This is a genomic window from Bradyrhizobium sp. JYMT SZCCT0428, assembly GCF_018131075.1.
GTDB lineage: Bacteria > Pseudomonadota > Alphaproteobacteria > Rhizobiales > Xanthobacteraceae > Bradyrhizobium.
In genome coordinates this window covers 141,675-166,354 of record NZ_JAFCLS010000002.1, presented here as the reverse complement: position 1 = coordinate 166,354, position 24,680 = coordinate 141,675, and the positions used below count along the sequence as shown (strand labels likewise).

The following is a 24,680-nucleotide window of genomic DNA, read 5'->3' as shown; positions in this document are numbered from 1 at the left end:
GCACCATTGGCGTATGAGCGAACCGAAATTCACCATTACGCTGGCGCAGTTGAACCCGACCGTGGGCGATGTCCCGGGCAACGCCGCGAAAGCGCGCGCCGCGCGTGAAAAGGCGAAAGCCGACGGCGCCGATCTGCTGGTGCTGCCGGAATTGTTCATCACCGGCTATCCGCCGGAAGACCTGGTGCTGAAACCGGCGTTCCAGGCGGCGTGCCGCGCGGCGGTCGAGGAGCTGGCGCGCGAGACCGCAGGCGGCGGCCCGGCTGTCCTGATCGGCACGCCCTGGGTCGAGGACGGCAAGCTCTATAACGCCTGCGCGCTGCTCGACGATGGCCGCATCACGGCTCTGCGGTTCAAAGCCAATTTGCCGAACTACGGCGTGTTCGACGAAAAACGCCTGTTCGCACGCGGGCCCGCCGCGGGGCCGGTGACGGTGAAGGGAGTCCGGGTCGGGGTCCCCATCTGCGAGGACATCTGGCTCGAGGAGTCCGAGGAATATGAAAACGTCGTCGAGTGTCTCGCCGAGACGGGCGCGGAAATTCTGGTGGTGCCCAACGGCTCGCCATATGCGCGCGACAAGAACGATCTGCGGCTGTCGATCGCGGTCGCCCGTGTCACCGAGAGCGGATTGCCGCTGGTGTATCTGAACCAGATCGGCGGGCAGGATGAACTGGTGTTCGACGGCGCATCGTTCGCGCTCAACGCCGATCTGTCCGTCGCGACGCAAATGCCGGCGTTCGAGGAGAACATTACGACGCTGGTCTGGACCAAGGGCGCTGACGGCTGGCACTGCAAGGGACCGGTGGTGCCGCTGATCGAAGGCGACAAGGGCGATTACGCGGCGTGCGTGCTGGGCCTGCGCGACTACGTCCGCAAGAATGGCTTTCCCGGTGTACTGCTCGGCGTCTCCGGCGGCATCGACTCGGCGCTGTGTGCGGCGATCGCGGTCGATGCGCTCGGTGCGGAGCGTGTCCGCGGCGTGATGCTGCCGTTTCGGTTCACCGCGCAGGTCTCACTCGACGATGCGGCAAAACTCGCGACGGCATTGGGCTTCCGCTACGAGGTGCTGCCGATCGCCGACGCCGTGAACGGGTTCGAGAAGATTCTGTCCGGCACCTTCGCCGGCCTGCCGCGCGACATCACCGAGGAAAACCTGCAGGCGCGCACCCGGGGCACGCTGCTGATGGCGATTTCGAACAAGACCGGCGCGATGGTGGTCACCACAGGCAACAAGTCGGAAATGTCGGTCGGCTACGCCACGCTCTATGGCGACATGAACGGCGGCTTCAATCCGATCAAGGATATCTACAAGACCGAAGTGTTCCGCCTGTCGAGCCTGCGCAATGAATGGAAGCCGGACGGCGCGCTGGGCCCGTCGGGCGAGGTCATTCCGGTCAACATCATCGTCCGCCCGCCGACCGCGGAATTGCGCGAGAACCAGACCGACCAGGATTCGCTGCCGCCCTACGAGATACTCGACGGCATCCTGGAGCGGCTCGTCGAACGCGAGGAGCCGCTGGCCTCGATCATCGCGGCAGGCTACCCGGCCGACGTGGTGACGCGGATCGACCGCCTGCTCAACATCGCCGAATACAAGCGCCGCCAGGCCGCGCCGGGCGTCAAGGTAACGGAAAAGAATTTCGGCCGCGACCGCCGCTATCCCATCACCAACCGCTTTCGCGACAATGGCAAGGAATTGCCGGCGCCCGACGAGAAACTGGTCGCCCGCGCGGGCCGCGCCTCGGCTGATGTGTTCGACGGCTAATTACTGTTTCGGCGGGATGAAGGTCGGCCCGACGGTGCGGATCGGCTTCTTCTCGTCCGTCGCGCCGGTTGACTCGGCGGCAGGCGCCGGAGTTGCAGGAGCCGGCGCGGCGGCCGTCGTGCCTGCCGGGGCCGTACCTTTCTTGGCGACGGGGGCCGTCTTCTGCTGAGGCATCGCGCGCTGCTGCATCCTCTTCGCGCTCTCTTCGGTGACGATGATGTCGCCCTGCTGTTCGGCGGCGGCCTTATCGTCGATCGATTTCAGCGCATCCGACCAGGTCTGGCCTGCGGCCTTGCAGGCGCAGGACGGGTTGAACTCGGTGCGGAATTTGAACGCATTGGGCAGTGACGAGTAAGGCTGGCCGCTGACCGAGACCGCCTGGTTGATGTCTTCGCCGGGATTGCGATAGGTGAACAGCGATGCTTCCGTTGCCGGGCATAACGCCTTGCAGGTCTTCTCATCGTCCTGGAAGCGCGCCTGGTAGGTGGCGAACGAAACCGGGAAATAGGCGCCGTCGCAGGTGCGGACGCAGACCGTGCGGAACGTGCCGGATGGCGCGCCGAGATCGGCGCTCGGCGGCGGGATGGTGTTGTTGCCGAACAGATTGTCGATGAAGCTGCCCCCGCTGCGCGCGGCAGCGGCGTATTGCGGGCCGCAATTGTTCTGCGCCAGCGCCGTCAGCACCGAACGGCGCTGGTTTTCGCGGTCGGCGCCGCCGATGCCGCCTGAGCGCAACCGCTCGAGGCTGGTCGTCATCTGCTCGAGATTGGCGCGCATCTGCTGGATCTGGTTATTGACCGGCGCGCACTGCGCCGACTGGCCGTTGAACAGCGAGAAGAAGCCGGAACTTTCGCAGCCCATCCGCTTCGCTTGCATGGTGACGCGGTCAAGCTCGGCCTGCTGTTTGGTTGCCGCTTCCTGATAGCGGCGGATCTGCTCTTCCTTGGCGGGATCGCCGCCGCTGGCACCGCGGTCGACGGCCGCCAATTGTCCTTCAAGCCGGATGCAGATCGGGTTGCCTTGCGCGCCCTGTTGCTGTGGAGGCGGCGCGGCTCCGGGAGGCATTTGTGCGAGCGCGTCCATATTGGATTGTGCGGGATCGGCTTGTGCGACCGCAGCCGAATTCGTCGCGGCGATGCCAGCAAGCAGCACGGCGCAGGTCAAAATCCAACGGGAGAAGGGAGTAGTCAGCGTCAGGGGCATGTCCAGCCATCGATAACGAATCCGCGCGGCTTTATAGCCGAAAAGGCGCGGCCAAGGCGGCATGGTGCGGCCGAGGCCGCATCCCATAGCTGCTTCTCGGGGCAGCGTCACGTCGTTTCCGCGGCGCCGGTGTGGCAATGCGGCAACGGCCCGTTGTGGCGATCCGGTTCAGCGCTGGCAGGTAATGGCGACGTATTCGTCGCAGCCGCTGCCGCTGCATTTGTCGTTTCCGCCCCTCGGAACCGACCCGGTGATTTCATCGGGATCGACGCGGCGGTAGGCGGTGGCGGAAGCAAATTCGCGTGACTGGCAATAGGAGCGGGCGGCAGGGGCGCCGCATTTGTCGCCCTTGGCGAGGCACTGGTCGATGCCGTAGCCGTCGGCCTGGTTGGCAATGATGAAAACGCGGCTGTCGGCGTAAGCGGACGAGGCCGCGAGCAGAAATGCGCTGGAAATGAATGCTGATGAAAATCGCATGGGGCACCCAATAAGGGAAAGGGATCGCCCCTCTCAGATAAGCCCAAATGGTTAATAATGATTAACCATGGGCGTTTTGCCGGGCGTTTAGCGGCCAATTTGGCTCAAAAACGGGCGCAGGCGGCCTTGACGGGGTCCCCCGGGCTGGGACATGGTGGAACCATGAACGGTTTCCTCGCCATCTGCAGCATTTGCCGCGAGATTATTAGCTAGCGATTCGCTGGCTGAGGCCGTCTTTTCTCAAAATGAGATCACTGGACGCCCGGCCGCAAGGTACGGGATTCCCATGCAACTACGCCTCTACGATACGTTGACCAAGGAGAAGCGGCCGTTCACGCCGCTCGATTCCGATAACGTCCGCATGTATGCCTGCGGACCGACGGTCTATGACTTCGCCCATATCGGCAACGGTCGCGCCGCGATCGTGTTCGACGTGCTGTTTCGCGTGCTGCGCCATCGCTATGGCGCCGATCATGTGACCTATGTCCGCAACATTACCGACGTCGACGACAAGATCAACGTGCGCGCCGCGCGCGACTATCCCGGCGTGCCGCTGAACGAGGCGATCCGCAAGGTCACCGAAACCACCTATCAGCAGTATCAGGACGACGTCACGGCGCTCGGCTGCTTGGCGCCGACCGTGCAGCCGCGCGCGACCGAGCATATCCCGGAGATGCGGGCGATCATCGAGAGACTGGTTGCCGGCGGCTTTGCCTATGCCGCCGAAGACCACGTGCTGTTTTCGCCGCAGGCGATGAATGCCGCAAATTCGGTGATGCCGCGCTATGGCGCATTGTCGAGGCGCTCGCTCGACGAGATGATCGCGGGCGCCCGCGTCGACGTCGCGCCCTACAAGCGCGACACCACCGACTTCGTGCTGTGGAAGCCGTCGAAGCCGGGCGAGCCGTCGTGGCCGTCGCCGGCCGGCATCACCGTGGAAGGCCGCCCGGGCTGGCACATCGAATGCTCGGCGATGGCCTGGAAACATCTCGGCGAGAAATTCGATATCCATGGCGGCGGCATCGACCTGGTGTTTCCGCACCATGAGAACGAGCTCGCGCAGACCTGCTGCGCCTTTCATTCTGACCGCATGGCTGAGGTCTGGATGCACAACGGATTCCTGCAGCTCGAGAGCGAGAAGATGTCGAAGAGCCTCGGCAACTTCTTCACGATCCGCGAGATGCTGGCCGATTGGCCGGGCGAGGTGCTGCGCTTGAGCATGCTCAAGACGCATTACCGGTCGCCGCTCGACTGGACCACCAAGGGGGCGGAAGAAAGCGCCAGGACGCTGGACGATTGGTACGCCGTCGCAGCCGACGCCGACGCCGGTGAGCCGTCGCCGGCCCTGACCGAAGCCCTCTATGATGACCTCAACACGGCGCAGGCCATGGCTGTCTTGCACGGCCTGCGCAACGCAGCGGCGTCCGGGGGGAAGCGCGAACGAAGCGAGTTCGCCGCGTCCCTTCGGCTGCTCGGATTCCTGTCCGTGAGCGCGGCCGACTGGAAAGGTCGGAAACAGCAGGCGAGCGGCATCGATGCAGCGCAGGTCGATCGGCTGATCGCTGACCGCGCGGCCGCGCGAGCCCGAAAGGACTTCAAGGAGTCCGATCGGATCCGTGACGAACTCGCCGCGATGGGCGTTGTCATCAAGGACGGCAAGGACGCCGACGGCAAACCCGTGACCACTTGGGAGATTGCGTGATGACCAGACCCGATACGCCTTTCCCGAAGCACTGGCGCTACTACATCTTCATCAAATGGGCCGTGATCGTTGCCGCGGTCGTGCTCGTGCTGAGATTGTTCGGAGTATTTTGACGCGATGGGACAGTCGTTGCCCAAACCTGCACTGCGGCCGTTTCTTGCGGCGGATACCCCTGTCGTGGCGGCGATCTTCGTTGCCGCGATTCAGGAATTGACCGGCGACGATTACGGCGAGGCGCAGCAGGAGGCCTGGGCATCGACGGCCGATGATGAGGAACAATTCGGCAAGAAGCTGGCCGGTGAATTGACCCTGATTGCGACGCTGCAGAATTCACCGGTCGGGTTCGCTTCGCTGAAGGGCGCCTCGCATATCGAGATGCTTTATGTGCACCCGAGTGCGGTGGGGCAGGGCGTCGGCGCCATGCTGTGCGATGCGCTGGAGAAGCTCGCCGGTGCGCGCGGCGCCAAGATTCTGACCGTTGACGTCAGCGACAACGCGCAGGAATTCTTCCTCAAGCGCGGTTACGTCGGCAAGCAGCGCAACACCGTCACCATCAATGGTGAATGGCTGGCCAATACCACGATGCAGAAGACGCTGGCCGAGGCCGCGCCGGGAGCGCCACAATGAGCCGCGAACGCCTTTATCTGTTCGACACCACGCTGCGCGACGGCGCGCAAACCAATGGGGTCGACTTCACGCTGCATGACAAGCAGATCATCGCCGGCATGCTCGACGAACTCGGCATCGACTATGTCGAAGGCGGCTATCCCGGCGCCAATCCGACAGATACCGAATTTTTTGCGACCAAGCCGAAACTCGACCATGCGCGCTTTACCGCGTTCGGCATGACGCGCCGACCCGGCCGCTCGGCCTCCAACGATCCCGGGCTGGCGGCACTGATCGAAGCCAAGGCGGATGCAATCTGCTTTGTCGCGAAAGCCTCGGCCTATCAGGTGCGTGTCGCGCTCGAAACCACGAATGAGGAGAACCTCGCCTCGATCCGCGACAGCGTGAGTGCCGCCAAGGCCGCCGGCCGCGAGGTGATGGTGGATTGTGAGCACTTCTTTGACGGCTACAAGGAGAATGCCGAGTTCGCGCTGGCCTGCGCCAGGGCGGCTTATGAGTCCGGCGCGCGCTGGGTCGTGCTGTGCGACACCAATGGCGGCACCATGCCGCATGAGGTCGAGACCATCGTCGGCGACGTCATCAAGGACATTCCCGGCGGCAATGTCGGCATCCACGCCCATAACGACACCGAGCAGGCGGTCGCCAACTCGCTCGCGGCGGTGCGCGCCGGGGCGCGGCAGATCCAGGGCACGCTGAACGGGCTCGGAGAGCGCTGCGGCAACGCCAATCTCTGTTCGCTGATCCCGACCTTGCGGCTGAAGAATGAATTTTCGGACGCCTTCGAGATCGGCGTCACCAATGAAAAGATGGCGACCTTGATGAAGGTGTCGCGGACGCTCGACGACATGTTGAACCGCGCGCCGAACCGCCACGCCGCCTATGTCGGCGAAAGCGCCTTCGTGACCAAGACCGGTATCCACGCCTCCGCGGTCATGAAGGACCCGCACACCTATGAGCACGTGCTGCCCGAACTGGTCGGTAACCATCGCAAGGTGCTGGTGTCCGATCAGGCCGGCCGCTCCAATGTGATGGCTGAACTCGACCGCGCCGGCATCCCTTACGAGAAGAGCGATCCGAAGCTGGCACGGCTGGTCGAGGAGCTGAAGGAGCGCGAGGCGGCGGGTTACGCCTACGAATCCGCCAATGCGTCGTTCGATCTGCTGGCGCGGCGCACGCTCGGGCGGGTGCCGGAATATTTCCGGGTCGAGCAGTTCGACGTCAATGTCGAGCAGCGCTACAATTCCAACGGCCAGCGCGTCACGGTGGCGCTCGCGGTGGTGAAGGTCGATGTCGCCGGCGAGCGGCTGATCTCGGCCGCGGAGGGCAACGGCCCCGTCAACGCGCTCGACGTCGCGCTGCGCAAGGACCTCGGCAAATACCAGAAATACATCGAAGGCCTGAGGCTGATCGACTATCGCGTCCGTATCCTCAATGGCGGCACGGAGGCGGTGACGCGGGTGCTGATCGAGAGCGAGGATGAAAACGGCGACAGCTGGATCACGGTCGGCGTGTCGCCCAATATCATCGACGCTTCGTTCCAGGCGCTGATGGATTCGGTGGTCTACAAGCTGGTGAAATCAGGCGCGCCGGTGTGAGGCTTATTGTCATTCCGGGGCGCGAAGCGAACCCGGAATGACGAGGCAACAATCGAAGGTGCCGCATGCTCGATCACGTCTCCGTCGGCGTTGCCGATCTCGAACGCGCGGCGCGCTTCTATGAGCCGACGCTTGCCGGGCTTGGGCTGACCCGGCTGGTGACGCGTCCGGCAACAATCGGGTTCGGCAAAACCTATCCCGAATTCTGGATCAACCTGCGCGCCGGCATGCCGCCGGTCGCGCCGGAAAGCGGCGTGCACATCTGCCTTCGCGCGCGGTCAACGGATGCGGTCGATGCCTTCCACGCCGCGCCGCTCAGCGCCGGCGGCCGTTCCGACGGCGCGCCGGGCTTGCGTCCCCACGACCGCGTGAAATACTACGCGGCGTTCGTCGTCGATCCCGATGGCAACCGCATCGAAGCCGTGACGTTTCCGAGCGAATGAAGGCGCAAACCTCTACAGCCGTCGCGCGACGTCCGGCGCCATCTCCTGGGTGCCCTCGGGCGCAAGGGCCGCGGCGGCGCGCAGGCGCGGCAGGATGTCCTCGACGCGTTCGGCCTTCAACACCTCGACGTCCAGAGCTGGGCGGATGAACTGATTGGCGCGCATATGCGTCAATAGCGCGATCAGCGGCTCCCAGAAATCGTCGATGTTGGCGAGCAGCACCGGTTTGGTGTGCCGGCCGAGCTGTTGCCAGGTCATCTGCTCGACCAGTTCCTCCAACGTGCCGACGCCGCCGGGAAGGGCGACGAATGCGTCGGAGCGTTCGAACATCAGCCGCTTGCGCTCGTGCATGTCAGGCGTGACGACCAGTTCGGTAAGGTTCGGATTCATGCGCTCGCGGTTGGCGAGAAAATCCGGAATGATCCCGGTAACGGTGCCACCGTGATCCAGCACGGATTTGGCAACCGCGCCCATCAGGCCCACCGATCCGCCGCCATAGACGAGGCGGATACTGTTCTCGGCGAACACCTTGCCCAGCGCGATCGCAGCTTCCACGAAACGGGGGTTCGAGCCGGAGCCGGAGCCGCAATAGACGCAGACGGTTTTGATTTGGTTCATGCAATTTATGTGGCACTGCAGCGTAGAAAGCTCAAGTCCGAGAATATACTGCCACAGCGGTTTTGAACCCGAAATGCGGGCAAACCGGAGAAAGTTTTGCCTTTCAAGGCTGTACGCGGCGTTTAAACGCTCTATATGACGAGCAGAATGACGATCAACGGAAACCATGTAACGGCGAACGGGCGCGCCATCAGACTTTTGGGCGCTTGATCCATGGCCGACACTGATTCGCGAGCCGACGAAGCGCCACTGCCCGATAGCTCCTCCCTCGAAAAGGCGACCCTGATCGGGACGCTGGCGCATCTGTGGCCCTATATCTGGCCCGGCGACCGCGCCGACCTGAAAATGCGCGTGGTCTGGTCGATGGTGCTGCTGCTGGTCGCGAAGCTCGCGACGCTGACGGTGCCCTTCACCTTCAAATGGGCGATCGACGCGCTCAACGGCCACGGCAGCGCGCCGGTGGAACCGTCGAACTGGACGCTGTGGCTGATCGCGTCACCCTTGCTGATGACCGCAAGCTACGGCGCGGTGCGGGTGCTGATGGCGGTGCTGACGCAGTGGCGCGACGGCATCTTCGCGCGCGTTGCGATGCATGCGGTGCGAAAGCTCGCCTACATCACCTTCGTGCACATGCACGAGCTGTCGCTGCGCTTCCATCTCGAGCGCAAGACCGGGGGACTGACCCGCGTGCTGGAGCGCGGCCGCACCGGCATCGAAGTGATCGTGCGGATGGTGATCCTGCAACTGATCCCGACCATCGTCGAGGTGTCACTGTTGATGGCGGTGCTGCTGTGGCAGTTCGACTGGCGCTACGTGCTGGTCACCGCGGTCACGGTCGTGATCTACATGTACTACACCTACATCGCGACCGAATGGCGGATCGAGATCCGCCGCAAGATGAACGATTCCGACACCGAGGCGAACACCAAGGCGATCGACTCGCTGCTCAACTACGAGACCGTAAAATATTTCAGCGCCGAGCAGCGCGAGGCCGCGCGCTACGACCGCTCGATGGAGCGCTACGAGCACAACAGCGTGAAGACTTACACGTCGCTCGCTGTGCTCAACACCGGGCAGGCGGTCATCTTCACGCTCGGTCTCACCGCGACCATGCTGATGTGCGCGATCGGCGTGCGCAACGGCACCAACACCGTCGGTGACTTCGTCATGGTCAACGCCATGATGATCCAGCTGTACCAGCCGCTCAATTTCATGGGCATGGTCTATCGCGAGATCAAGCAGGCGGTGATCGACATCGAGAAGATGTTCAGCGTGCTGTCGCGCAATCCCGAGATCAAGGATATCCCGGGCGCCGTGCCGCTGGTGGTGGGGTCGGGCAATGTGCGGTTCGAAGACGTGCGGTTTGCCTATGACCCCGAGCGTCCGATCCTGAAAGGCCTCAGCTTCGAGGTGCCGGCGGGCAAGACGGTTGCGATCGTCGGCCCCTCGGGGGCAGGCAAGTCGACGATCTCGCGGCTGCTGTTCCGCCTTTACGACGTTTCCGGCGGCAAGATCCTGATCGACGGCCAGGACATCAGGAACGTCACCCAGGCATCGCTGCGCGCCTCGATCGGCATGGTGCCGCAGGATACCGTGCTGTTCAACGACACCATCCGCTACAACATCCGCTACGGCCGCTGGGACGCCAGCGATGCGGAGGTGGAGGAGGCCGCGCAACTGGCGCAGATCGACAGCTTCATCCGGATGTCACCGCTGGGATATGAGACCCAGGTCGGCGAACGCGGACTGAAATTGTCCGGCGGCGAGAAGCAGCGCGTCGCGATCGCGCGCACCGTGTTGAAGGCGCCGCCGATCCTGGTGCTCGATGAGGCGACCTCGGCGCTCGACAGTCACACCGAGCATGAAATCCAGGAATCGCTCGAGCGCGTCTCGCGCGGACGCACCTCGCTGGTGATCGCGCATCGGCTCTCGACCATCGTCGGCGCCGACGAAATTATCGTGCTGGATCAGGGCCGCATTGCCGAGCGCGGCACGCACGCCCGGCTTTTGGCTTCCGGCGGACTTTATGCCAGTATGTGGAACAGGCAGCGCGAAGCCGAGGAGGCGCGGGAGAAGCTCGCGCAGATCGACGACGACAACGAGGCGCCCAACCGCACCCCGCCGCCGGTCCAGGATCCTCTGGTCACCGCTGCGGAATAATTGAAATACAGCTCGGTCCCGAAAGAACGGGACCGGGCCAGCCAATAGTGAGCCTTGATGTCGATTGCCAATTCCATCCGCGCGCAAATCCCGCCTGTTCATCCCGAGGGCTATCCCTTCATCGGCGGCTTTGCGCTTGCAAGCCTGGTCCTGTTCTGGATCTGGACGCCGCTCGGCTGGATCGGCACGATCCTGACGGTCTGGTGCGCGCTGTTCTTCCGCGATCCCGTGCGCGTCACCCCGGTGCGCGAAGGCATCGTGGTGTCGCCGGCCGACGGACGGGTCTCGATGATCTCTCAGGTGCTGCCGCCGGCCGAGCTTGGTCTCGGCGACCGGCCGCTGCTGCGCATCTCGATTTTCATGAGTGTGTTCAACTGCCACGTGAATCGCGCTCCGGTGGCGGGGCGGATCGACCGTATCGCCTACCGGCCCGGCACCTTCATCAATGCCGAGCTCGACAAGGCCAGCGAAGACAATGAGCGAAACTCGCTGGTGATCTCGACCGCCAGCCATGGCCGCATCGGCGTGGTCCAGATCGCAGGCCTGGTAGCGCGACGTATTGTCTCGTTCGTGCGCGAGGGGCAGACGATCGGCGCCGGCGAGCGGTTCGGCCTGATCCGGTTCGGCTCGCGGCTCGACGTCTATTTGCCCGAAGGCGGCAAATCGCTGGTTTCCGAGGGCCAAACCGCGGTCGCCGGCGAGACCGTGCTGGCCGATCTCGGCGGCGCCAGCGAGCAGGGGCGGACCTTCCGCGCCGATTAACCATCCGAATGGCCAAGGCGCCTGCCGGCCGCCACAATGGCGGCGCAGGCTGGCGCTTGCTATATATTGGCGAGCCATGATGACACCCGATCCCAAATCTCCGGAAATGCGCCGTCGCCGGTTTCGTCCGATCCCGATCCGGATGCTGGTGCCGAACTTCATCACGTTGCTCGCGATCTGCGCCGGGCTGACGGCGATCCGGCTGTCGATCGAGGGCCGCATGGAGCTCGCCGTTGCCGCGATCGTGTTCGCGGCGGTGCTGGACGGGGTCGACGGCCGCGTCGCGCGCATGATCAAGGGCCAGTCGAAATTCGGCGCCGAGCTCGACAGCCTCGCGGACTTCGTCAATTTCGGCGTCACGCCCGGCCTGATGCTGTATTTCTGGCAGTTGCATGAACTCGGTAATGGCGGCTGGATCGCGGCCATGGTGTACGCGATCTCGGGCGGCCTGCGGCTGGCGCGGTTCAACGCCAGCATCGACGATCCGAACAAGCCCGCATTCGCGGCGAATTATTTCACCGGTGTCCCGGCGCCGCTCGGTGCGCTGACCGTGATGCTGCCGATCTATCTGGTCTTTTTGGGCGTCCCGCAGCCGCCGGCCATACTGACCGCGTTCTATACGCTGCTGATCGGATTCCTGATGGTGTCGCGGCTGCCGGTGCTTTCCGGCAAGACCGTGCGCATGCGCGTGCCGCCGGAAATGGTGCTGCCGGTTTTCGTCTCGGTGGTGTTCTTCATCGCGCTGCTCGTGAGCTATCCCTGGTACATTCTCTCGGTCGGGACCGTGCTGTATCTGTTGAGCCTGCCGTGGGGCTGGAAAACCTATCGCGATCATGAGCGAAACGCCGCTGCCGCGCTGGCGGCTGCGACCACCGATGCCGCCGCACCCGCCGGTCCGGCAGCCGTATTCCCGGCGGCTCCGGCCGATGCCGAGCATGACGACCGCCCGGCGCGGCTGAACTGAGCCGCCACGCGACTTCCGTTATATCTGCCAAGATAGCTGCCATGAGCGCTGGCCGAGTTGGGTTCGACCCCAATCTCGGCTATAGGGCTTAGCGATGTCCGGCTGTCCATAATTCCGGCCCAAAAATCAGGAGAGAAACGCAGTGACCCAGTCCGCTTCCGCCCCGCTACCGGCTTCCGTGCTTGAAGCGTTGGCCCGCTACGACACGCCGACGATCTGCAATGCGATGGAGATCGTGGCGCCTGAACGCCGGCTGATCGGCTACACCACCAAGCCACTGGTCTGCCCGTTTCCCAATCTGCCGCCGATGGTCGGCTATGCCCGCACCGTGTCCATCCGCTCGGTGCTCAAGTCCGGCCTTCCCGCCGATGAGCAGGCAAGGCGCCGCATCGCCTATTACGAATATGTCGGCACCGGCTTTGGTCCGCGCATCACCGTGATCCAGGATATCGACGGCGCCGACGTCGGCTATGGTGCGTTCTGGGGCGAGGTGCAGAGCAACGTGCACAAGGCGCTCGGCTGCCTCGGCGTCATCACCGACGGTTCTATCAGGGACATCCCGCAATGGGCGCCGGGCTTCCAGGCGCTGGCCGGATCGATCGGTCCGTCGCATGCCTGGGTGCATGCCGAGAGTTTTGGCGGCGAAGTGCGCGTCGCCGGCATGACGGTGCATTCCGACGATCTGATCCATGCCGACCAGCATGGCGCGATCGTGATTCCGATCGATATCGCCGCCAAGATTCCGGACGCCGCCGAACTGTGCGGCCGCCGCGAGACGCCGATCCTGGATATCGCGCGCAGCCCGGACTTCACGCTCGAGAAACTGAAAGAGGCGCTGAAGCGTTCCGCTGAAATCCACTGACGAAAACAACCACCGGCGAAAAGTCGGGGTAATTAACACACGAGGGGAGACGTCATGAGAGCCTTTTGGGCGGCGCTGTCATTGCTTGTCATTGCCGGCGTCGCGGAGGTCGAGGCGCAAACCTATCCGTCGCGCCCCATCACGCTCGTCGTACCCTTTCCGCCGGGCGGATCCACCGACGCCGCCGCCCGGATCATGGCCGAGCGGATGCGCGCAACGCTCGGCCAATCGATCGTGATCGAAAATGTCGGCGGCGCCGGCGGCAGCATCGGCGTCGGTCGTGTCGCCCGCGCGGCGCCGGACGGTTACACCTTCGACATCGGGCAGTGGGACACCCATGTCGGCAGCATCATCTACAAGCTCGACTATGATCTGGAAAAGGATTTCGAGCCGATCGCGCTGATATCAAACAATCCGCAGCTGATGGTCGCCAAGAAGAATCTGCCGGCGAACACGCTTGGCGAACTCGTGACCTGGATGAAGGCCAATCCCGACAAGATCAATTTCGTCAACCAGAACGCGGCCGCCAATGTCACCGGCGTGATGTTCGAAAACCTGACCAAGCAGAAGGTGCAGTTCATTCCCTATCGCGGCGCAGGACCGGCGATGACCGATCTCGTCGCGGGTACGGTGGATCTTCTGGTTGTGCAGGGTGCGGTGGCGCTGCCGCAAATCCGCGCCGGCGCGATCAAGGCGCTGGCCAATCTGTCGGTGGCGCGCTCCGCCTCGATGCCTGATATTCCGACCGCGGACGAGACCGGCGTGCCCGGACTCTATATGTCGGGCTGGTTCGGCTTCTGGGCGCCGAAGGGAACGCCAAAGGACATCATCGCCAAGCTCAACGCGGCAACCGTGGAGGCGCTGGCCGATCCGGCGATCCAGAAACGCTTTACCGAGCTGGGGCTCGACGTCGCCCCGCGCGCGCAGCAGACGCCGGAAGGACTGGCCGCCTTCCAGAAGGCCGAGATCGACAAATGGTGGCCGATCATCAAATCCGCCGGGATCGGCGTACAGGCGCAGTGAACTGACCGAGCGAGCTGATCGATTGAACTGACCGCCCCTGTGCTCCGCGGCGGCCGGCGCATTATGGTTAGCGAAACGTTGCGATCGCGCCCAGGGTCCTTGATCCGGCAAATGGCGCCGATATTGGACTGTTTCCTGCGCCCGGCCCTCGCAATTGTACGGCACGGCCGCGGCTTAACCTTTACGCGTCTTTAACAGCGCCGACGTAGGGTTCAATTGGCGCGGCCCCGTATCGGGCGCGCCACCGTCCAGGACGGGCAGGTCGTTCGCGTACGCGTCGGAGTTCAGAATGGATATCACCACGCTCATTGGCCTGGTCGCCGGCGCTATCGTGCTATGCACGCTGATCCTGATGGGTGGCGATTTCCGGATGTTCTACGACATCCACGCCGTCATCATCATTTTCGGCGGTTCGTTCGCGGCGACGCTGATCCGCTTTCCGCTCAGCGCGATCCTGCATGGCATGCCGCTCGGCGCCAAATTCGCCTTCACGATGAGCCGTCTGTCGGCGCGCGACCTGGTCGATGAACTCGCCCGTATCGCCGAAATCGCCCGCAAGCAGGGTCCGGTCGGGTTAGAAAAGGTCGATACCAACGAGCCGTTCCTCGCCAAGGGAATCCGCTACGTCGCCGACGGTTACGATCTCGAATTCATCCGCGATAACCTCGAGCGCGATCGCGACAATTTCCTGATGCACCTGAACGAAGGTTCGAAGATCTATCGCGCCATCGGCGATTGCGCGCCGGCGTTCGGCATGATCGGCACGCTGCTCGGCATGGTGCAGATGTTCTCGAACATGCAGGATCCCTCGAAACTCGGTCCGTTCATGGCCGTCGCCTTGCTGGCAACGCTCTACGGCGCGCTGGTCGCGAACCTGATCTGTCTGCCGATCGCCGACAAGCTGCATGGCAAGCTGCTCGACGAGGAGACCAACCGCACGCTGATCATCGACGGCATCCTGATGATCCGCGACTCCAAGAGCCCGGCACTGGTGCGTGAAATGCTGCTGGCCTATCTGCCCGAGAAACATCGCCACGAGGAAGGCGAACTGGCTCCCGCCTGATCCTCAGGCAGCATCCAGGCGCGGACATAGAGCATGGCCAAGAAAAAACGCGAAGAGGCACATGGCGGTCACGGCTGGTTCGTGACGTTCGCCGACCTGATGGCGTTGCTGCTGGCCTTCTTCGTGATGCTGGTCGCGTTCTCGAGCCAGGACAAGGATAAGCTGAAAATCGTCGCCGGCTCGATGCGCGAAGCGTTCGGCGTGCAGACCGAAGTGCGCTATTCCGGCATCGTCGAATCCGACGGCCTGCCGACGCGGCCGAAGCTGAAGAGCGCCGCTCATATTTCGCCGGAGGAAGCCTCCGCCACGCCGACCCCGGACGAAAAGGACCGCACCCGCGAGAGCGGCGCCAAGCTGACGGTCGATCGTGAGTTCGCGCTGGCTTCGGCGTCGTTGCGGCAGGCGTTGCAAGACCTGCCGGAACTGACCGAGATGTCCAAGCACATCATGTTCGAGGAGACCAGCCAGGGCCTCAATCTCGAGATCGTCGATCAGGAAGGGCGGTCGATGTTTGCCGATGGCTCCAAGGTGCCCCATGACCGCACCCGGCGGCTGATCCAGAAACTCGCGGTTCCGCTTAAGGCGACGCCACTGCGGTTGTCGATCGTCGGCCATACTGCGGCAGGTTTCCTGCCGGCGCGAAGCGACTATGGCGCGTTCGATCTTTCGGCCGACCGCGCCAACACGGTGCGTCAGATCCTGGAGCGCGAGGGCCTGCCGCCATCGCACGTCTTCGCCGTATCCGGCAAGGCCGACAGTCAACCGCTGTTTCCCGATGATCCGACGTTGCCGGCAAATCGTCGCGTGACCATCACATTAATGCGCGAAAATCCACCGCTTCCACCTGGTCTGAAGCCGTAATTCGCCGAAACTACTATCTTACCTCTCGATTAGTGCGATGAAATTTGCTTTGCTTGGGTGCCGCATCCCCAGCGGTGTTATGCTTGCCGATGATTGACAGGCGACGCAGAAGCGTCGATAGCCGCCCGGATCAAATAACTGAGAGCGTGTTTCCCGCGTCATGACTGTCAGCGCCACATCCACCGAGGCCCATGAGGGGCAGGTCACCTCAGGCTTTTGGGCCCTGACACTGGGCAGCATCGGTGTGGTGTTCGGCGACATCGGCACGTCGCCGCTGTATGCATTCCGCGAAGCCGTAACCCATGCGGCGGCGGGCGGGCCGGTGTCGCGCGAGATCGTGCTCGGCGTACTCTCGCTGATCCTGTGGTCGCTGTTCATCGTCGTGACGGCCAAATATGTGCTGCTGCTGCTGCGCGCCGACAATCACGGCGAGGGCGGCACGCTCTCCCTGATGGCGCTCGGTCAACGGGCGCTGGGCCGGCGCAGCTGGGTGTTGTTGGCGCTCGGCGTCGTCGGCGCCTCGATGTTCATCGGCGATTCCATGATCACGCCGGCGATTTCGGTGTTGTCGGCGGTCGAAGGTCTCAAGCTCGTGGCGCCGGCGCTCGACCATTATGTGGTCCCGCTGACGATCTTTATTCTGGTGCTGCTGTTTTCGGTGCAGAGCAGCGGCACTGCGCGCGTCGCGTCGGCGTTCGGACCGGTCATGGTGGTCTGGTTCGCCACGCTGACGATTCTGGGCCTCATCCACATCAGCGATGATCCTACCGTTTTGCAGGCGATCAATCCCTATTACGCGATCCAGTTCGTGCTTTCGCACGGCATGATCGGACTGGTGACGTTGGGGCTGGTGTTTCTGGCGGTGACCGGCGGCGAAGCGCTCTATGCAGACCTCGGGCATTTTGGACGCAAGCCGATTCAGGCCGGATGGTTCTATCTGGTGATGCCGGCGCTTCTGATCAATTACTTCGGGCAGGGCGCCCTGGTGCTGTCCAATCCGGCGGCGATCGTAAGCCCGTTCTACCGGCTGGCCCCCGAAATGCTGTTGCTGCCGCTGGTGGTGCTGGCGACGGCGGCCACCGTGATCGCGAGCCAAGCGGTGATCACGGGCGCCTATTCGCTGGTGCGGCAGGCGGTGCAGCTCGGCCTGTTGCCGCGGTTCGAGGTTCGTTACACCTCCGAGAGCCATGCCGGGCAGATCTACCTGCCGCGGGTCAACCGGATGCTGCTGCTCGGCGTGATCCTGCTGGTACTGCTGTTCCGCACCTCGAGCGGATTGGCGTCGGCCTACGGCATCGCCGTCTCCACCACCATGGTCGTCGACGGCATCATGGGCTTTGTCGTGATCTGGAAATTGTGGAACTGGCGCGCGGCGACAGCGGCCGCGTTGATCCTGCCGCTCGTCGTGGTCGATATGGCGTTCTTCACCGCCAACCTGTTGAAGCTGCTTGAAGGCGCCTGGGTGCCGCTGCTGTTCGGGATCGCGATGGCGGTGATGATCTGGACCTGGCGCCGCGGCGCGGCGATCCTGATCGCCAAGACGAGGCGCATCGAGGTGCCGTTGATCGACCTGATCAAGAGCCTCGAAAAGCGTCCGCCGCACATCGTCAAGGGCACCGCGGTGTTTTTGACCAGCGATCCGAATTTCGTGCCCACGGCGCTGCTGCATAATCTCAAGCACAACAAGGTGCTTCACGAGCACAATGTGATCGTGACGATCGAGACCGCACAGACGCCGCGCGTCGATCCGGCCGAACGCGTCAAGATGGAGACCATCAGCGAAAAATTCGCCACCGTGCGGCTGCGCTTCGGCTTCATGGAATCGCCGAACGTGCCCAAGGCGCTGGTGATCGCCCGCAAGCTCGGCTGGCAGTTCGACATCATGGCGACGTCGTTCTTCGTCTCGCGGCGCTCGCTGAAGCCGTCGGCGCAGTCGGGAATGCCGCAATGGCAGGACCACCTGTTCATCGCGATGAGCCGGTCGGCCAACGATGCCACCGACTATTTCCAGATCCCGACCGGTCGTGTTGTCGAGGTCGGCACTCAGGTAACTATCTGATTATCTGACGAAATTTGGGCCCGTTAGCCGCCTGGAACCCATGCGCGGAATGCATATCGGAGGCCTGAATTCAGGCTAACCTATGCATTCCCGACAGGAGTATAGGCCTGCACTTCCTGATTGTGCAGTGCGGCAAAAACCGAGGCCTGTCCGATGTCATCCCAGATTGCGATTACCGCGGCGGAAACGCCGGCGGCCAACGGGCATGGGGAAGCGCACTGTACCGCCGGCTTCAAGGCGCTGATGCTTGGCTGCATCGGCGTGGTCTATGGCGACATCGGCACCAGCCCGCTCTACGCGCTGCGCGAGGCCATCGTGGCGGCGAGCGGCAGCCCAAGCAGCGCCGATCCTCAGGCGGTCCTCGGCGTTCTCTCGCTGATCCTGTGGGCGCTGGTCGTCGTGGTGACGCTGAAGTACGTCGTCATCCTGCTGCGTGCGGACAACAACGGCGAAGGCGGCACGCTGGCACTGATGGCGCTGGCGCAGCGCGGCGTCAGCAACAGCAAGGGCGCCGCCGCGATTGTGCTGCTCGGGATCATCAGCGGCGCGTTGTTTTACGGCGATGCCGTGATCACGCCGGCGCTGTCGGTGCTGTCGGCGATCGAAGGCATCAAGCTCGTCACTTCGACATTCGACCACTACGTCGTGCCGCTCACGGTGATCATTCTGATCGTGCTGTTCGCGGTTCAGTCGCGCGGCACCGCGCGGGTCGCCACGTTCTTCGGGCCGGTAATGTGCGTCTGGTTCGCGGTCATCGCCGTTGCCGCTCTGCCGCAGATCATGCGTCATCCCGAAGTGCTGTCGGCGCTCAACCCGCTCCATGCGGTTTCCTTCATGACCCATCATGGCGTGATCGGCTTCGTGACGCTTGGCGCGGTGTTTCTCGCCGTTACCGGCGCGGAAGCGCTCTACGCCGATCTCGGCCATTTCGGCAAACGGCCGATCCAGACCGCCTGGCTCTCCATCGTGCTGCCGTCGCTCGCGCTGAATTATCTGGGGCAGGGCGCGCTCCTGATCGCTGATCCCAAGGCTATCGAAAACCCGTTCTTCCTGATGTTCCCGGACTGGGCGCTGATCCCGATGGTGGCGCTTGCTACGCTCGCGACCGTGATCGCGAGCCAGGCCGTCATCACCGGCGCCTATTCACTGACGCGCACCGCGATCCAGCTCGGCCTGATGCCGCGGTTTGAAATCCGCCATACCTCGGAGTCGCATTCCGGCCAGATCTACATTCCGCGCATCAATCTGCTGCTGTTCATTTCGGTGATTCTGCTGGTGCTGCTGTTCCGCTCTTCGAGCGCACTGGCCTCGGCGTATGGAATTTCCGTGACCGGGACCATGGTAGTCACGGCGATGATGGGCTTTGTCGTGATCTGGCGGGTCTGGAAATGGTCGGCGGTGGCGGCCGCCGCGCTGATCGCGCCGTTCCTGTTCCTCGATCTCACCTTCCTCGCGGCCAATCTGCTCAAGGTATTCGAAGGCGGCTGGGTGCCGCTGGCGCTGGGCGGCATCGTGATGCTGCTGATGTATACGTGGCGGCGCGGCAGCCGGCTGTTGTTCGAGAAATCGCGCAAGCTGGAATTCCCGCTGGTCGAGCTGGCGGCGATGCTGGAAAAACGGCCGCCGCAGCGGGTCCCCGGTACGGCGGTGTTCCTGACCAGCGACCCCGAGAGTGCGCCGACCGCGCTGATGCACAGCCTGAAGCACTACAAGGTGCTGCACGAAAAGAACGTCATTCTCACCATCGAAACCGCGCCGACGCCGCGGATCGATGATTCAGAGCGGATCCGGATGGAGCAACTGAGCGAGACCTTCTCCACGATGACGCTGCGGTTCGGCTTCATGGAGCAGCCCAATGTGCCGAGAACGCTGGCGCTCGCCCGCAAGCTCGGCTGGCAGTTCGACATCATGGCGACGTCGTTTTTCCTGTCCCGCCGCGCGCTCAAGCCGGCCGCGCATTCGGGCATGCCGCGCTGGCAGGACCATTTGTTCATCGCGCTGAGCCGCAGCTCCAACGACGCCACCGACTATTTCCAGATCCCGACCGGGCGCGTGGTCGAGGTGGGAACGCAGGTCACGATCTAGACGCTGCGATCTGGTATAACGCGCGCGGGCCTCCCGCCGCGGGATCGCACTTCACATGGCTGCTGCCGTTCACCGCTTGGCTACGCTCGACGACGCTGCGCTTCTGTTCGAGGTGAGGCGACGATCGATCCTTGAACTGGCGCCGCCGAAAATGCCGGTCGATGACGCCGAGGCATGGGCGAGGCAGCTCGTGCCTGCCGGAATGGAGCGGAAGCTTCGCGACCTGGAAATATGGATTGCCGAACTGGACGGCGTCGTGGCCGGGTGGGGCGCCATCCACGGCGACGTCCTTGAGGGGCTGTACACGGCCCCCGAATATGCCGGGCAGGGCGTCGGCGCCGGGTTACTTGACCGGCTCGAAGCGCTGATGCGTCGACGCGGCTTTGCGGTGGTTCGCGCCGAAGCAAGCACAAATGCCAAGGGATTCTACCTGCGACGGGGGTACAGGGTGACCGGTCCGCAAACGCCCGTCGGGGCCTGGCCGATAGCAAGGCAACTTCTGCCCTGAAAACACCGCCGCGAGAGAATAAATGGCGCCATGCGATGGTGGCCGTGTGGCCCATTTCTGGTCATCCATTAAACCGTTCGCAGCGCTTGATTTTCGCCGCGACAGAGGCGAGTTTGGCGCCCGGCTGGCGGGCGGGACCCCTCAAAGCAGGATGTCGGGAGGATTTTAAGTGGCGGACCATCAGGTGCACGATTTGACGGCGGAAGATGTCGCAAAGGGCATGGCGGAGGGACGCTATCTGCTCGTCGACGTGCGCGAGCCGAACGAGGTCGCCGTGGAAGCCTATCCTGGCGCCGTGGTGGTTCCGCTGCAGTCGTTCGATCCGGCCGCCATTCCGGACCCCAAGGGCAAGCAGGTGGTCTTCGCCTGTCGCTCCGGCAAGCGCTCGGTGACGGCGTCGCTGGCGGCGCAGGCCGCGGGGCTTCCCTATGACAAGCATTTGGCGGGCGGCATCATTGGCTGGAAGGCTGCGGGATTGCAGACCAAGGCCGGCGGCTGATTCAGGGACTGCTTTGAAAAAATGACCTCCATGAACAAGGTCTTCGCCGACCTTCCCGTCACCGTCTTCGAGGCGATGTCGCAAGCTGCGCGCGACAACAACGCCATCAATCTCGGCCAGGGTTTTCCTGATGATCCCGGGCCTGAGGATATCAGGCGCGCCGCCGCGGACGCGTCGATCAACGGCTATAACCAATACCCGTCGATGATGGGCATTCCGGAACTGCGGCAGGCGATCGCGTCTCACTATGGACGCTGGCACGGCCTCTCGCTTGATCCGATGAGCGAAGTGATGGTGACGTCCGGCGGCACCGAGGCGTTGACGTCTTCCATTTTGGCCGTGGTCGAGCCCGGCGATGAAGTCGTCTGCTTCCAGCCGGTCTATGACAGCTACCTGCCGATCATCCGGCAGGCCGGCGGCATCCCGCGGTTGTTGCGGCTTGAGCCGCCGGACTGGCGGCTCAACGAGGAGATGCTGCGCAGCGTTTTCAATCACAAGACCAAGGCGGTGCTGTTCAACAACCCGCTCAATCCGGCCGCCGTAGTTTATCCGCGCGAGGACCTCGAATTGCTGGCACGGTTCTGCCAGGAGTTCGACACCATTGCGATCTGCGACGAGGTCTGGGAGCATGTTACCTTCGACGGCCGCGAGCATATCCCGCTGATCACGATCCCCGGCATGCGCGACCGCACCATCAAGGTCGGCAGCGCGGGCAAGATCTTTTCGCTGACGGGGTGGAAGATCGGCTTCGTCTGCGCCGCGCCACCGCTGCTGCGCGTGGCCGCGAAGGTGCACCAGTTTCTCACCTTCACGACGGCGCCCAATTTGCAGGCCGCCGTCGCCTACGGTCTCGACAAGCCGGCCGAGTATTTTTACGACATGCGCAAGGAGCTGGCGCGGAGCAGGGATCGCCTGACCAAGGGGCTAGAGAGCATCGGCTTTCCTGTCCTCAAATCACAGGGTACTTATTTCCTCACCGTCGACCTGTCGCCGCTCGGCCTCAACGAGACCGACGTGCAATTTTGCCACCGCATCGTGAACGACTACAAGGTCGCCGCGATCCCGGTGTCGGCCTTTTACGAACAGGATGCCGTGACGTCGGTGGTGCGTTTCTGTTTCTCCAAGAAGGACGCCACCCTGGACACTGCGCTGGAGCGTTTGTCGGACGCGGTGCATCGCCGGAAGAGGTAGACGAGATGCACGAGCGGACCCGCAACGTTGTTGGTTTCATTGCCGCGGTTGCCGCGATCCTGCTGCTGTCGCCGGCCCGGGCCGAAGAGCGCACCGTCAATTTCTACAATTGGTCGAACTATATGGCGCCTGGCGTGCTGGAGGACTTTACGAAGGAAACCGGCATCAAGGTAACCTACGACACCTTCGACGCCAACGAGACGCTGGAGACGCGGCTGCTAGCTGGAAAATCCGGCTACGACGTCGTCGTTCCCACCGGCTATTTCCTGCAGCGTCAGATCACGGCAAAGGTTTTCCTCAAGCTCGACAAGTCGAAACTGCCCAACCTCGCCAACGCCTGGCCGGTGGTGACGAAGCAACTCGCGACCTACGATCCCGGCAATAATTACGGCGCCAACTACATGTGGGGCACCACCGGGATCGGCTACAACGTCAAAACGGCGCAGAAGATTTTGGGCGCTGACGCAAAAATCGACAGCTGGGACATCGTCTTCAAGCCGGAGAACCTCGCCAAATTCAGGGACTGCGGCATCCACATGCTGGATTCAGCCGACGACATCCTGCCCGCGGCGCTCAGCTATCTCGGCATCGATCCGAACTCGACCAAGCAGGCCGACCTGGAGAAGGCCGCCGATCTAGTCACGAAGATCAGGCCTTATGTCCGGAAGTTTCACTCGTCGGAATATCTGGGCGCGCTGGCGTCAGGTGAAATCTGCTTCGTGGTCGGCTGGTCGGGCGACATCATGCAGGCGCGCAGCCGGGCGGCGGAGGCCAAAAACGATATCGAGATCGGCTACACCATCCCGAAGGAGGGCGCGCAGATGTTCTTCGACAATCTCGCGATCCCGGCCGACGCCAAGAACGTCGCGGAAGCCTATGAGCTGATCAATTACCTCTACCGTCCGGAGATCGCCGCCAAGAACTCGGATTTCCTGTCCTACGCCAACGGCAATCTGGCGAGCCAGAAGCTGGTCGATCCCAAAATCCTCAATGACAAGAACATCTATCCGGATGAGGCGATCCAGAAAAAACTGTTCGTGATCAACGCCCGCGATCCCGCGACCCAGCGCATCATCAACCGGCTCTGGACCCGGGTGAAGACCGGGAAGTAGAATCTACCGGCACGATCGCGCGCGGCGAAATATTGCGGGTCAGCCTTCACGAGAAAAGTCGGACCGTCACAACAGCTGATTAGACACAGATGTGAATTCGCCCGATAAGCGGCGATGTTCATTCGCATTTGCCGCTAATGCCTGGTCCTTCGGTCGTTCCGTCCCCCGGCGATCTCCAATTCATTGCTCGCCATGCACTAAAGACTCCTTTGCGAACTTCGCCCGTGCTGGACGCACAGGTCGGGCGAACGATCCACGTCAAGGATGAAACCGTTCAACGCAGCGGATCGTTCAAGTTTCGCGGTGCCGTACTTGGGGTAGGAAACGCCGAGCGCGGTGTTGTTGCTGCCGGAGCAGGAAATTTTCCAATTGCGGTCGGTTTGGCGGCTCAGGTGCTCAACAAACCTGCATGTCTGATGGTGCCCGGCGACGCGCCAGATCTCAAACGGGAACAGGCGCGCAAAACCGGAGCTGAGATAAAGATCGCCGAGCGGTCGGAGCTGACTGCACATGCGCAGGCGGAAGCGCGAGGACGCGGTTGGCGTAACCTGCATGCCTTCGAAGACCTCGAGATGATTGCGGGAAGCTATACGCTTGGTTCTGAGGTGGCAGCCGCTATTGAGGCGAGCAGTCCAGCTTCCGATGCGGTGGTCGTGGCCTGCGGCGGTGGCGGACTGGCTGCGGGTGTAACTCTTGCGCTGCGGTCGCGGTCAATTTCCGCTGCGATCTATGTTGTCGAGCCGGCCACCCACCGACGATATGCCCGGGCACGCGAAGCGGGGATGCCGGTCCGGATCGAGCCTTCAGGGGATACGATGTGCGATGCGCTGCGCTCGCGTCAGATTGGGACGCGCGCATTCGAAATCCTGGAACGCTCGAACGTCCGGGTGTGCGCGGTCGACGACGAACTTGTGCAGGGTGCAATGGCGCTGCTCCACGAGACATGCGGCATCCGGACGGAGCCGAGCGGAGCGTTGGCAATGGGCGCGGTCCTCGGAGGCGCCGTCGGCAGCGAGCATTCGCGCGTGTGGGTCATTGCTTGCGGAGGAAATGTGTAAAACCCTTCGCAAAGCACATGGCGAAGCTTGCCCCGGTAGGCAA

At 63.2% G+C, this 24,680-nt stretch carries 22 protein-coding genes; 19 read left to right on the top strand and 3 right to left on the bottom strand.

All coding sequences use genetic code 11. The features are described 5' to 3' along the window. The first annotated feature begins 13 nt into the window (after positions 1-13). Complete coding sequence (locus tag JQ575_RS02625) at positions 14-1,765, top strand: NAD+ synthase (RefSeq protein WP_212031735.1); 1,752 nt, start codon at positions 14-16, stop codon at positions 1,763-1,765. Here the strand turns inward: JQ575_RS02625 and JQ575_RS02620 are convergent, their stop codons facing one another. Continuing rightward, positions 1,766-2,968, bottom strand: a complete 1,203-nt coding sequence (locus JQ575_RS02620) for a DUF2865 domain-containing protein (protein ID WP_212031874.1) — start codon at positions 2,966-2,968, stop codon at positions 1,766-1,768. Positions 2,969-3,136: 168 nt separating this feature from the next. Beyond that, positions 3,137-3,445: a hypothetical protein gene (locus JQ575_RS02615; RefSeq protein WP_212031734.1), complete on the bottom strand. Its 309-nt coding sequence runs from the start codon at positions 3,443-3,445 to the stop codon at positions 3,137-3,139. A gap of 286 nt (positions 3,446-3,731) precedes the next feature. Between JQ575_RS02615 and cysS the strand changes: the two genes are divergently transcribed. The 4 genes from cysS to JQ575_RS02595 all read left to right on the top strand — a co-directional run bounded on the left by cysS (position 3,732) and on the right by JQ575_RS02595 (position 7,812). Beyond that, positions 3,732-5,147 carry a cysteine--tRNA ligase gene (gene cysS / locus JQ575_RS02610; RefSeq protein ID WP_212031733.1) on the top strand — a complete coding sequence of 472 codons (1,416 nt, stop codon included), beginning with the start codon at positions 3,732-3,734 and terminating at the stop codon, positions 5,145-5,147. A 117-nt stretch (positions 5,148-5,264) separates the two neighbouring features. Beyond that, positions 5,265-5,774, top strand: a complete 510-nt coding sequence (locus tag JQ575_RS02605; protein ID WP_212031732.1) for a GNAT family N-acetyltransferase — start codon at positions 5,265-5,267, stop codon at positions 5,772-5,774. Further along, complete coding sequence (cimA, locus tag JQ575_RS02600) at positions 5,771-7,369, top strand: citramalate synthase (RefSeq protein WP_212031731.1); 1,599 nt, start codon at positions 5,771-5,773, stop codon at positions 7,367-7,369. The genes JQ575_RS02605 and cimA overlap by 4 nt, the downstream gene beginning before the upstream one ends. A gap of 65 nt (positions 7,370-7,434) precedes the next feature. Further along, positions 7,435-7,812: a VOC family protein gene (locus JQ575_RS02595; protein WP_212031730.1), complete on the top strand. Its 378-nt coding sequence runs from the start codon at positions 7,435-7,437 to the stop codon at positions 7,810-7,812. A 12-nt stretch (positions 7,813-7,824) separates the two neighbouring features. Here the strand turns inward: JQ575_RS02595 and JQ575_RS02590 are convergent, their stop codons facing one another. After that, complete coding sequence (locus JQ575_RS02590) at positions 7,825-8,430, bottom strand: TIGR00730 family Rossman fold protein (RefSeq protein WP_212031729.1); 606 nt, start codon at positions 8,428-8,430, stop codon at positions 7,825-7,827. 213 nt (positions 8,431-8,643) lie between these two features. On the opposite strand from JQ575_RS02590, the gene JQ575_RS02585 reads away from it, so the two are divergent. The 14 genes from JQ575_RS02585 (at position 8,644) to JQ575_RS02520 (ending at position 24,637) form a co-directional block, all read left to right on the top strand. Further along, positions 8,644-10,590 carry an ABC transporter ATP-binding protein/permease gene (locus tag JQ575_RS02585; protein WP_212031728.1) on the top strand — a complete coding sequence of 649 codons (1,947 nt, stop codon included), beginning with the start codon at positions 8,644-8,646 and terminating at the stop codon, positions 10,588-10,590. Positions 10,591-10,647: 57 nt separating this feature from the next. Then, positions 10,648-11,352 carry a phosphatidylserine decarboxylase gene (locus JQ575_RS02580; protein ID WP_212031727.1) on the top strand — a complete coding sequence of 235 codons (705 nt, stop codon included), beginning with the start codon at positions 10,648-10,650 and terminating at the stop codon, positions 11,350-11,352. A gap of 79 nt (positions 11,353-11,431) precedes the next feature. Continuing rightward, entirely contained in the window at positions 11,432-12,316 is an 885-nt protein-coding gene (locus JQ575_RS02575; protein WP_212031726.1) for a phosphatidylcholine/phosphatidylserine synthase, read from the top strand. Positions 12,317-12,458: 142 nt separating this feature from the next. Further along, on the top strand, positions 12,459-13,178 hold the full coding sequence (locus tag JQ575_RS02570) for an RraA family protein (protein ID WP_212031725.1): 720 nt from the start codon (positions 12,459-12,461) through the stop codon (positions 13,176-13,178). Positions 13,179-13,232: 54 nt separating this feature from the next. Continuing rightward, positions 13,233-14,201, top strand: coding sequence for a tripartite tricarboxylate transporter substrate-binding protein (locus JQ575_RS02565; RefSeq protein ID WP_212031724.1), 969 nt, complete (start codon positions 13,233-13,235; stop codon positions 14,199-14,201). Between the two features lie 289 nt (positions 14,202-14,490). After that, positions 14,491-15,264 (top strand): motility protein A, encoded by a 774-nt coding sequence (locus JQ575_RS02560; RefSeq protein ID WP_212031723.1) that lies wholly within the window; start codon positions 14,491-14,493, stop codon positions 15,262-15,264. A gap of 33 nt (positions 15,265-15,297) precedes the next feature. Further along, positions 15,298-16,125, top strand: a complete 828-nt coding sequence (locus JQ575_RS02555; protein WP_212031722.1) for a flagellar motor protein MotB — start codon at positions 15,298-15,300, stop codon at positions 16,123-16,125. 160 nt (positions 16,126-16,285) lie between these two features. Next, a complete protein-coding gene (locus JQ575_RS02550; RefSeq protein WP_212031721.1) occupies positions 16,286-18,184 on the top strand; it encodes a potassium transporter Kup in 1,899 nt (632 codons plus the stop codon). A 153-nt stretch (positions 18,185-18,337) separates the two neighbouring features. Next, positions 18,338-20,269 carry a potassium transporter Kup gene (locus JQ575_RS02545; protein WP_212031720.1) on the top strand — a complete coding sequence of 644 codons (1,932 nt, stop codon included), beginning with the start codon at positions 18,338-18,340 and terminating at the stop codon, positions 20,267-20,269. Between the two features lie 55 nt (positions 20,270-20,324). Then, the gene (locus JQ575_RS02540) at positions 20,325-20,777 is read left to right on the top strand and encodes a GNAT family N-acetyltransferase (RefSeq protein WP_212031719.1); all 453 of its coding nucleotides are present in this window, start codon (positions 20,325-20,327) and stop codon (positions 20,775-20,777) included. A gap of 169 nt (positions 20,778-20,946) precedes the next feature. Next, complete coding sequence (locus JQ575_RS02535; protein WP_212031718.1) at positions 20,947-21,276, top strand: rhodanese-like domain-containing protein; 330 nt, start codon at positions 20,947-20,949, stop codon at positions 21,274-21,276. 21 nt (positions 21,277-21,297) lie between these two features. Then, positions 21,298-22,467, top strand: coding sequence for an aminotransferase (locus JQ575_RS02530; protein ID WP_212031717.1), 1,170 nt, complete (start codon positions 21,298-21,300; stop codon positions 22,465-22,467). Between the two features lie 5 nt (positions 22,468-22,472). Continuing rightward, positions 22,473-23,579 carry a polyamine ABC transporter substrate-binding protein gene (locus tag JQ575_RS02525; protein WP_212031716.1) on the top strand — a complete coding sequence of 369 codons (1,107 nt, stop codon included), beginning with the start codon at positions 22,473-22,475 and terminating at the stop codon, positions 23,577-23,579. Between the two features lie 137 nt (positions 23,580-23,716). Next, positions 23,717-24,637 (top strand): threonine/serine dehydratase, encoded by a 921-nt coding sequence (locus JQ575_RS02520; RefSeq protein ID WP_283842574.1) that lies wholly within the window; start codon positions 23,717-23,719, stop codon positions 24,635-24,637. The last annotated feature ends 43 nt before the right edge of the window (positions 24,638-24,680 follow it).

Coding starts and splice junctions, on each gene's coding strand:
- JQ575_RS02590 (WP_212031729.1), bottom strand. CDS start 8,430: ATGAACCAAATCAAAACCGTCTGCGTCTATTGCGGCTCCGGCTCCGGC.
- JQ575_RS02550 (WP_212031721.1), top strand. CDS start 16,286: ATGACTGTCAGCGCCACATCCACCGAGGCCCATGAGGGGCAGGTCACC.
- JQ575_RS02585 (WP_212031728.1), top strand. CDS start 8,644: ATGGCCGACACTGATTCGCGAGCCGACGAAGCGCCACTGCCCGATAGC.
- JQ575_RS02560 (WP_212031723.1), top strand. CDS start 14,491: ATGGATATCACCACGCTCATTGGCCTGGTCGCCGGCGCTATCGTGCTA.
- JQ575_RS02530 (WP_212031717.1), top strand. CDS start 21,298: ATGACCTCCATGAACAAGGTCTTCGCCGACCTTCCCGTCACCGTCTTC.
- JQ575_RS02625 (WP_212031735.1), top strand. CDS start 14: ATGAGCGAACCGAAATTCACCATTACGCTGGCGCAGTTGAACCCGACC.
- JQ575_RS02540 (WP_212031719.1), top strand. CDS start 20,325: ATGGCTGCTGCCGTTCACCGCTTGGCTACGCTCGACGACGCTGCGCTT.
- JQ575_RS02525 (WP_212031716.1), top strand. CDS start 22,473: ATGCACGAGCGGACCCGCAACGTTGTTGGTTTCATTGCCGCGGTTGCC.
- JQ575_RS02555 (WP_212031722.1), top strand. CDS start 15,298: ATGGCCAAGAAAAAACGCGAAGAGGCACATGGCGGTCACGGCTGGTTC.
- JQ575_RS02595 (WP_212031730.1), top strand. CDS start 7,435: ATGCTCGATCACGTCTCCGTCGGCGTTGCCGATCTCGAACGCGCGGCG.
- JQ575_RS02605 (WP_212031732.1), top strand. CDS start 5,265: ATGGGACAGTCGTTGCCCAAACCTGCACTGCGGCCGTTTCTTGCGGCG.
- JQ575_RS02575 (WP_212031726.1), top strand. CDS start 11,432: ATGACACCCGATCCCAAATCTCCGGAAATGCGCCGTCGCCGGTTTCGT.
- JQ575_RS02580 (WP_212031727.1), top strand. CDS start 10,648: ATGTCGATTGCCAATTCCATCCGCGCGCAAATCCCGCCTGTTCATCCC.
- JQ575_RS02545 (WP_212031720.1), top strand. CDS start 18,338: ATGTCATCCCAGATTGCGATTACCGCGGCGGAAACGCCGGCGGCCAAC.
- JQ575_RS02565 (WP_212031724.1), top strand. CDS start 13,233: ATGAGAGCCTTTTGGGCGGCGCTGTCATTGCTTGTCATTGCCGGCGTC.
- JQ575_RS02615 (WP_212031734.1), bottom strand. CDS start 3,445: ATGCGATTTTCATCAGCATTCATTTCCAGCGCATTTCTGCTCGCGGCC.
- JQ575_RS02520 (WP_283842574.1), top strand. CDS start 23,717: ATGCCTGGTCCTTCGGTCGTTCCGTCCCCCGGCGATCTCCAATTCATT.
- JQ575_RS02620 (WP_212031874.1), bottom strand. CDS start 2,968: ATGCCCCTGACGCTGACTACTCCCTTCTCCCGTTGGATTTTGACCTGC.
- cysS (WP_212031733.1), top strand. CDS start 3,732: ATGCAACTACGCCTCTACGATACGTTGACCAAGGAGAAGCGGCCGTTC.
- cimA (WP_212031731.1), top strand. CDS start 5,771: ATGAGCCGCGAACGCCTTTATCTGTTCGACACCACGCTGCGCGACGGC.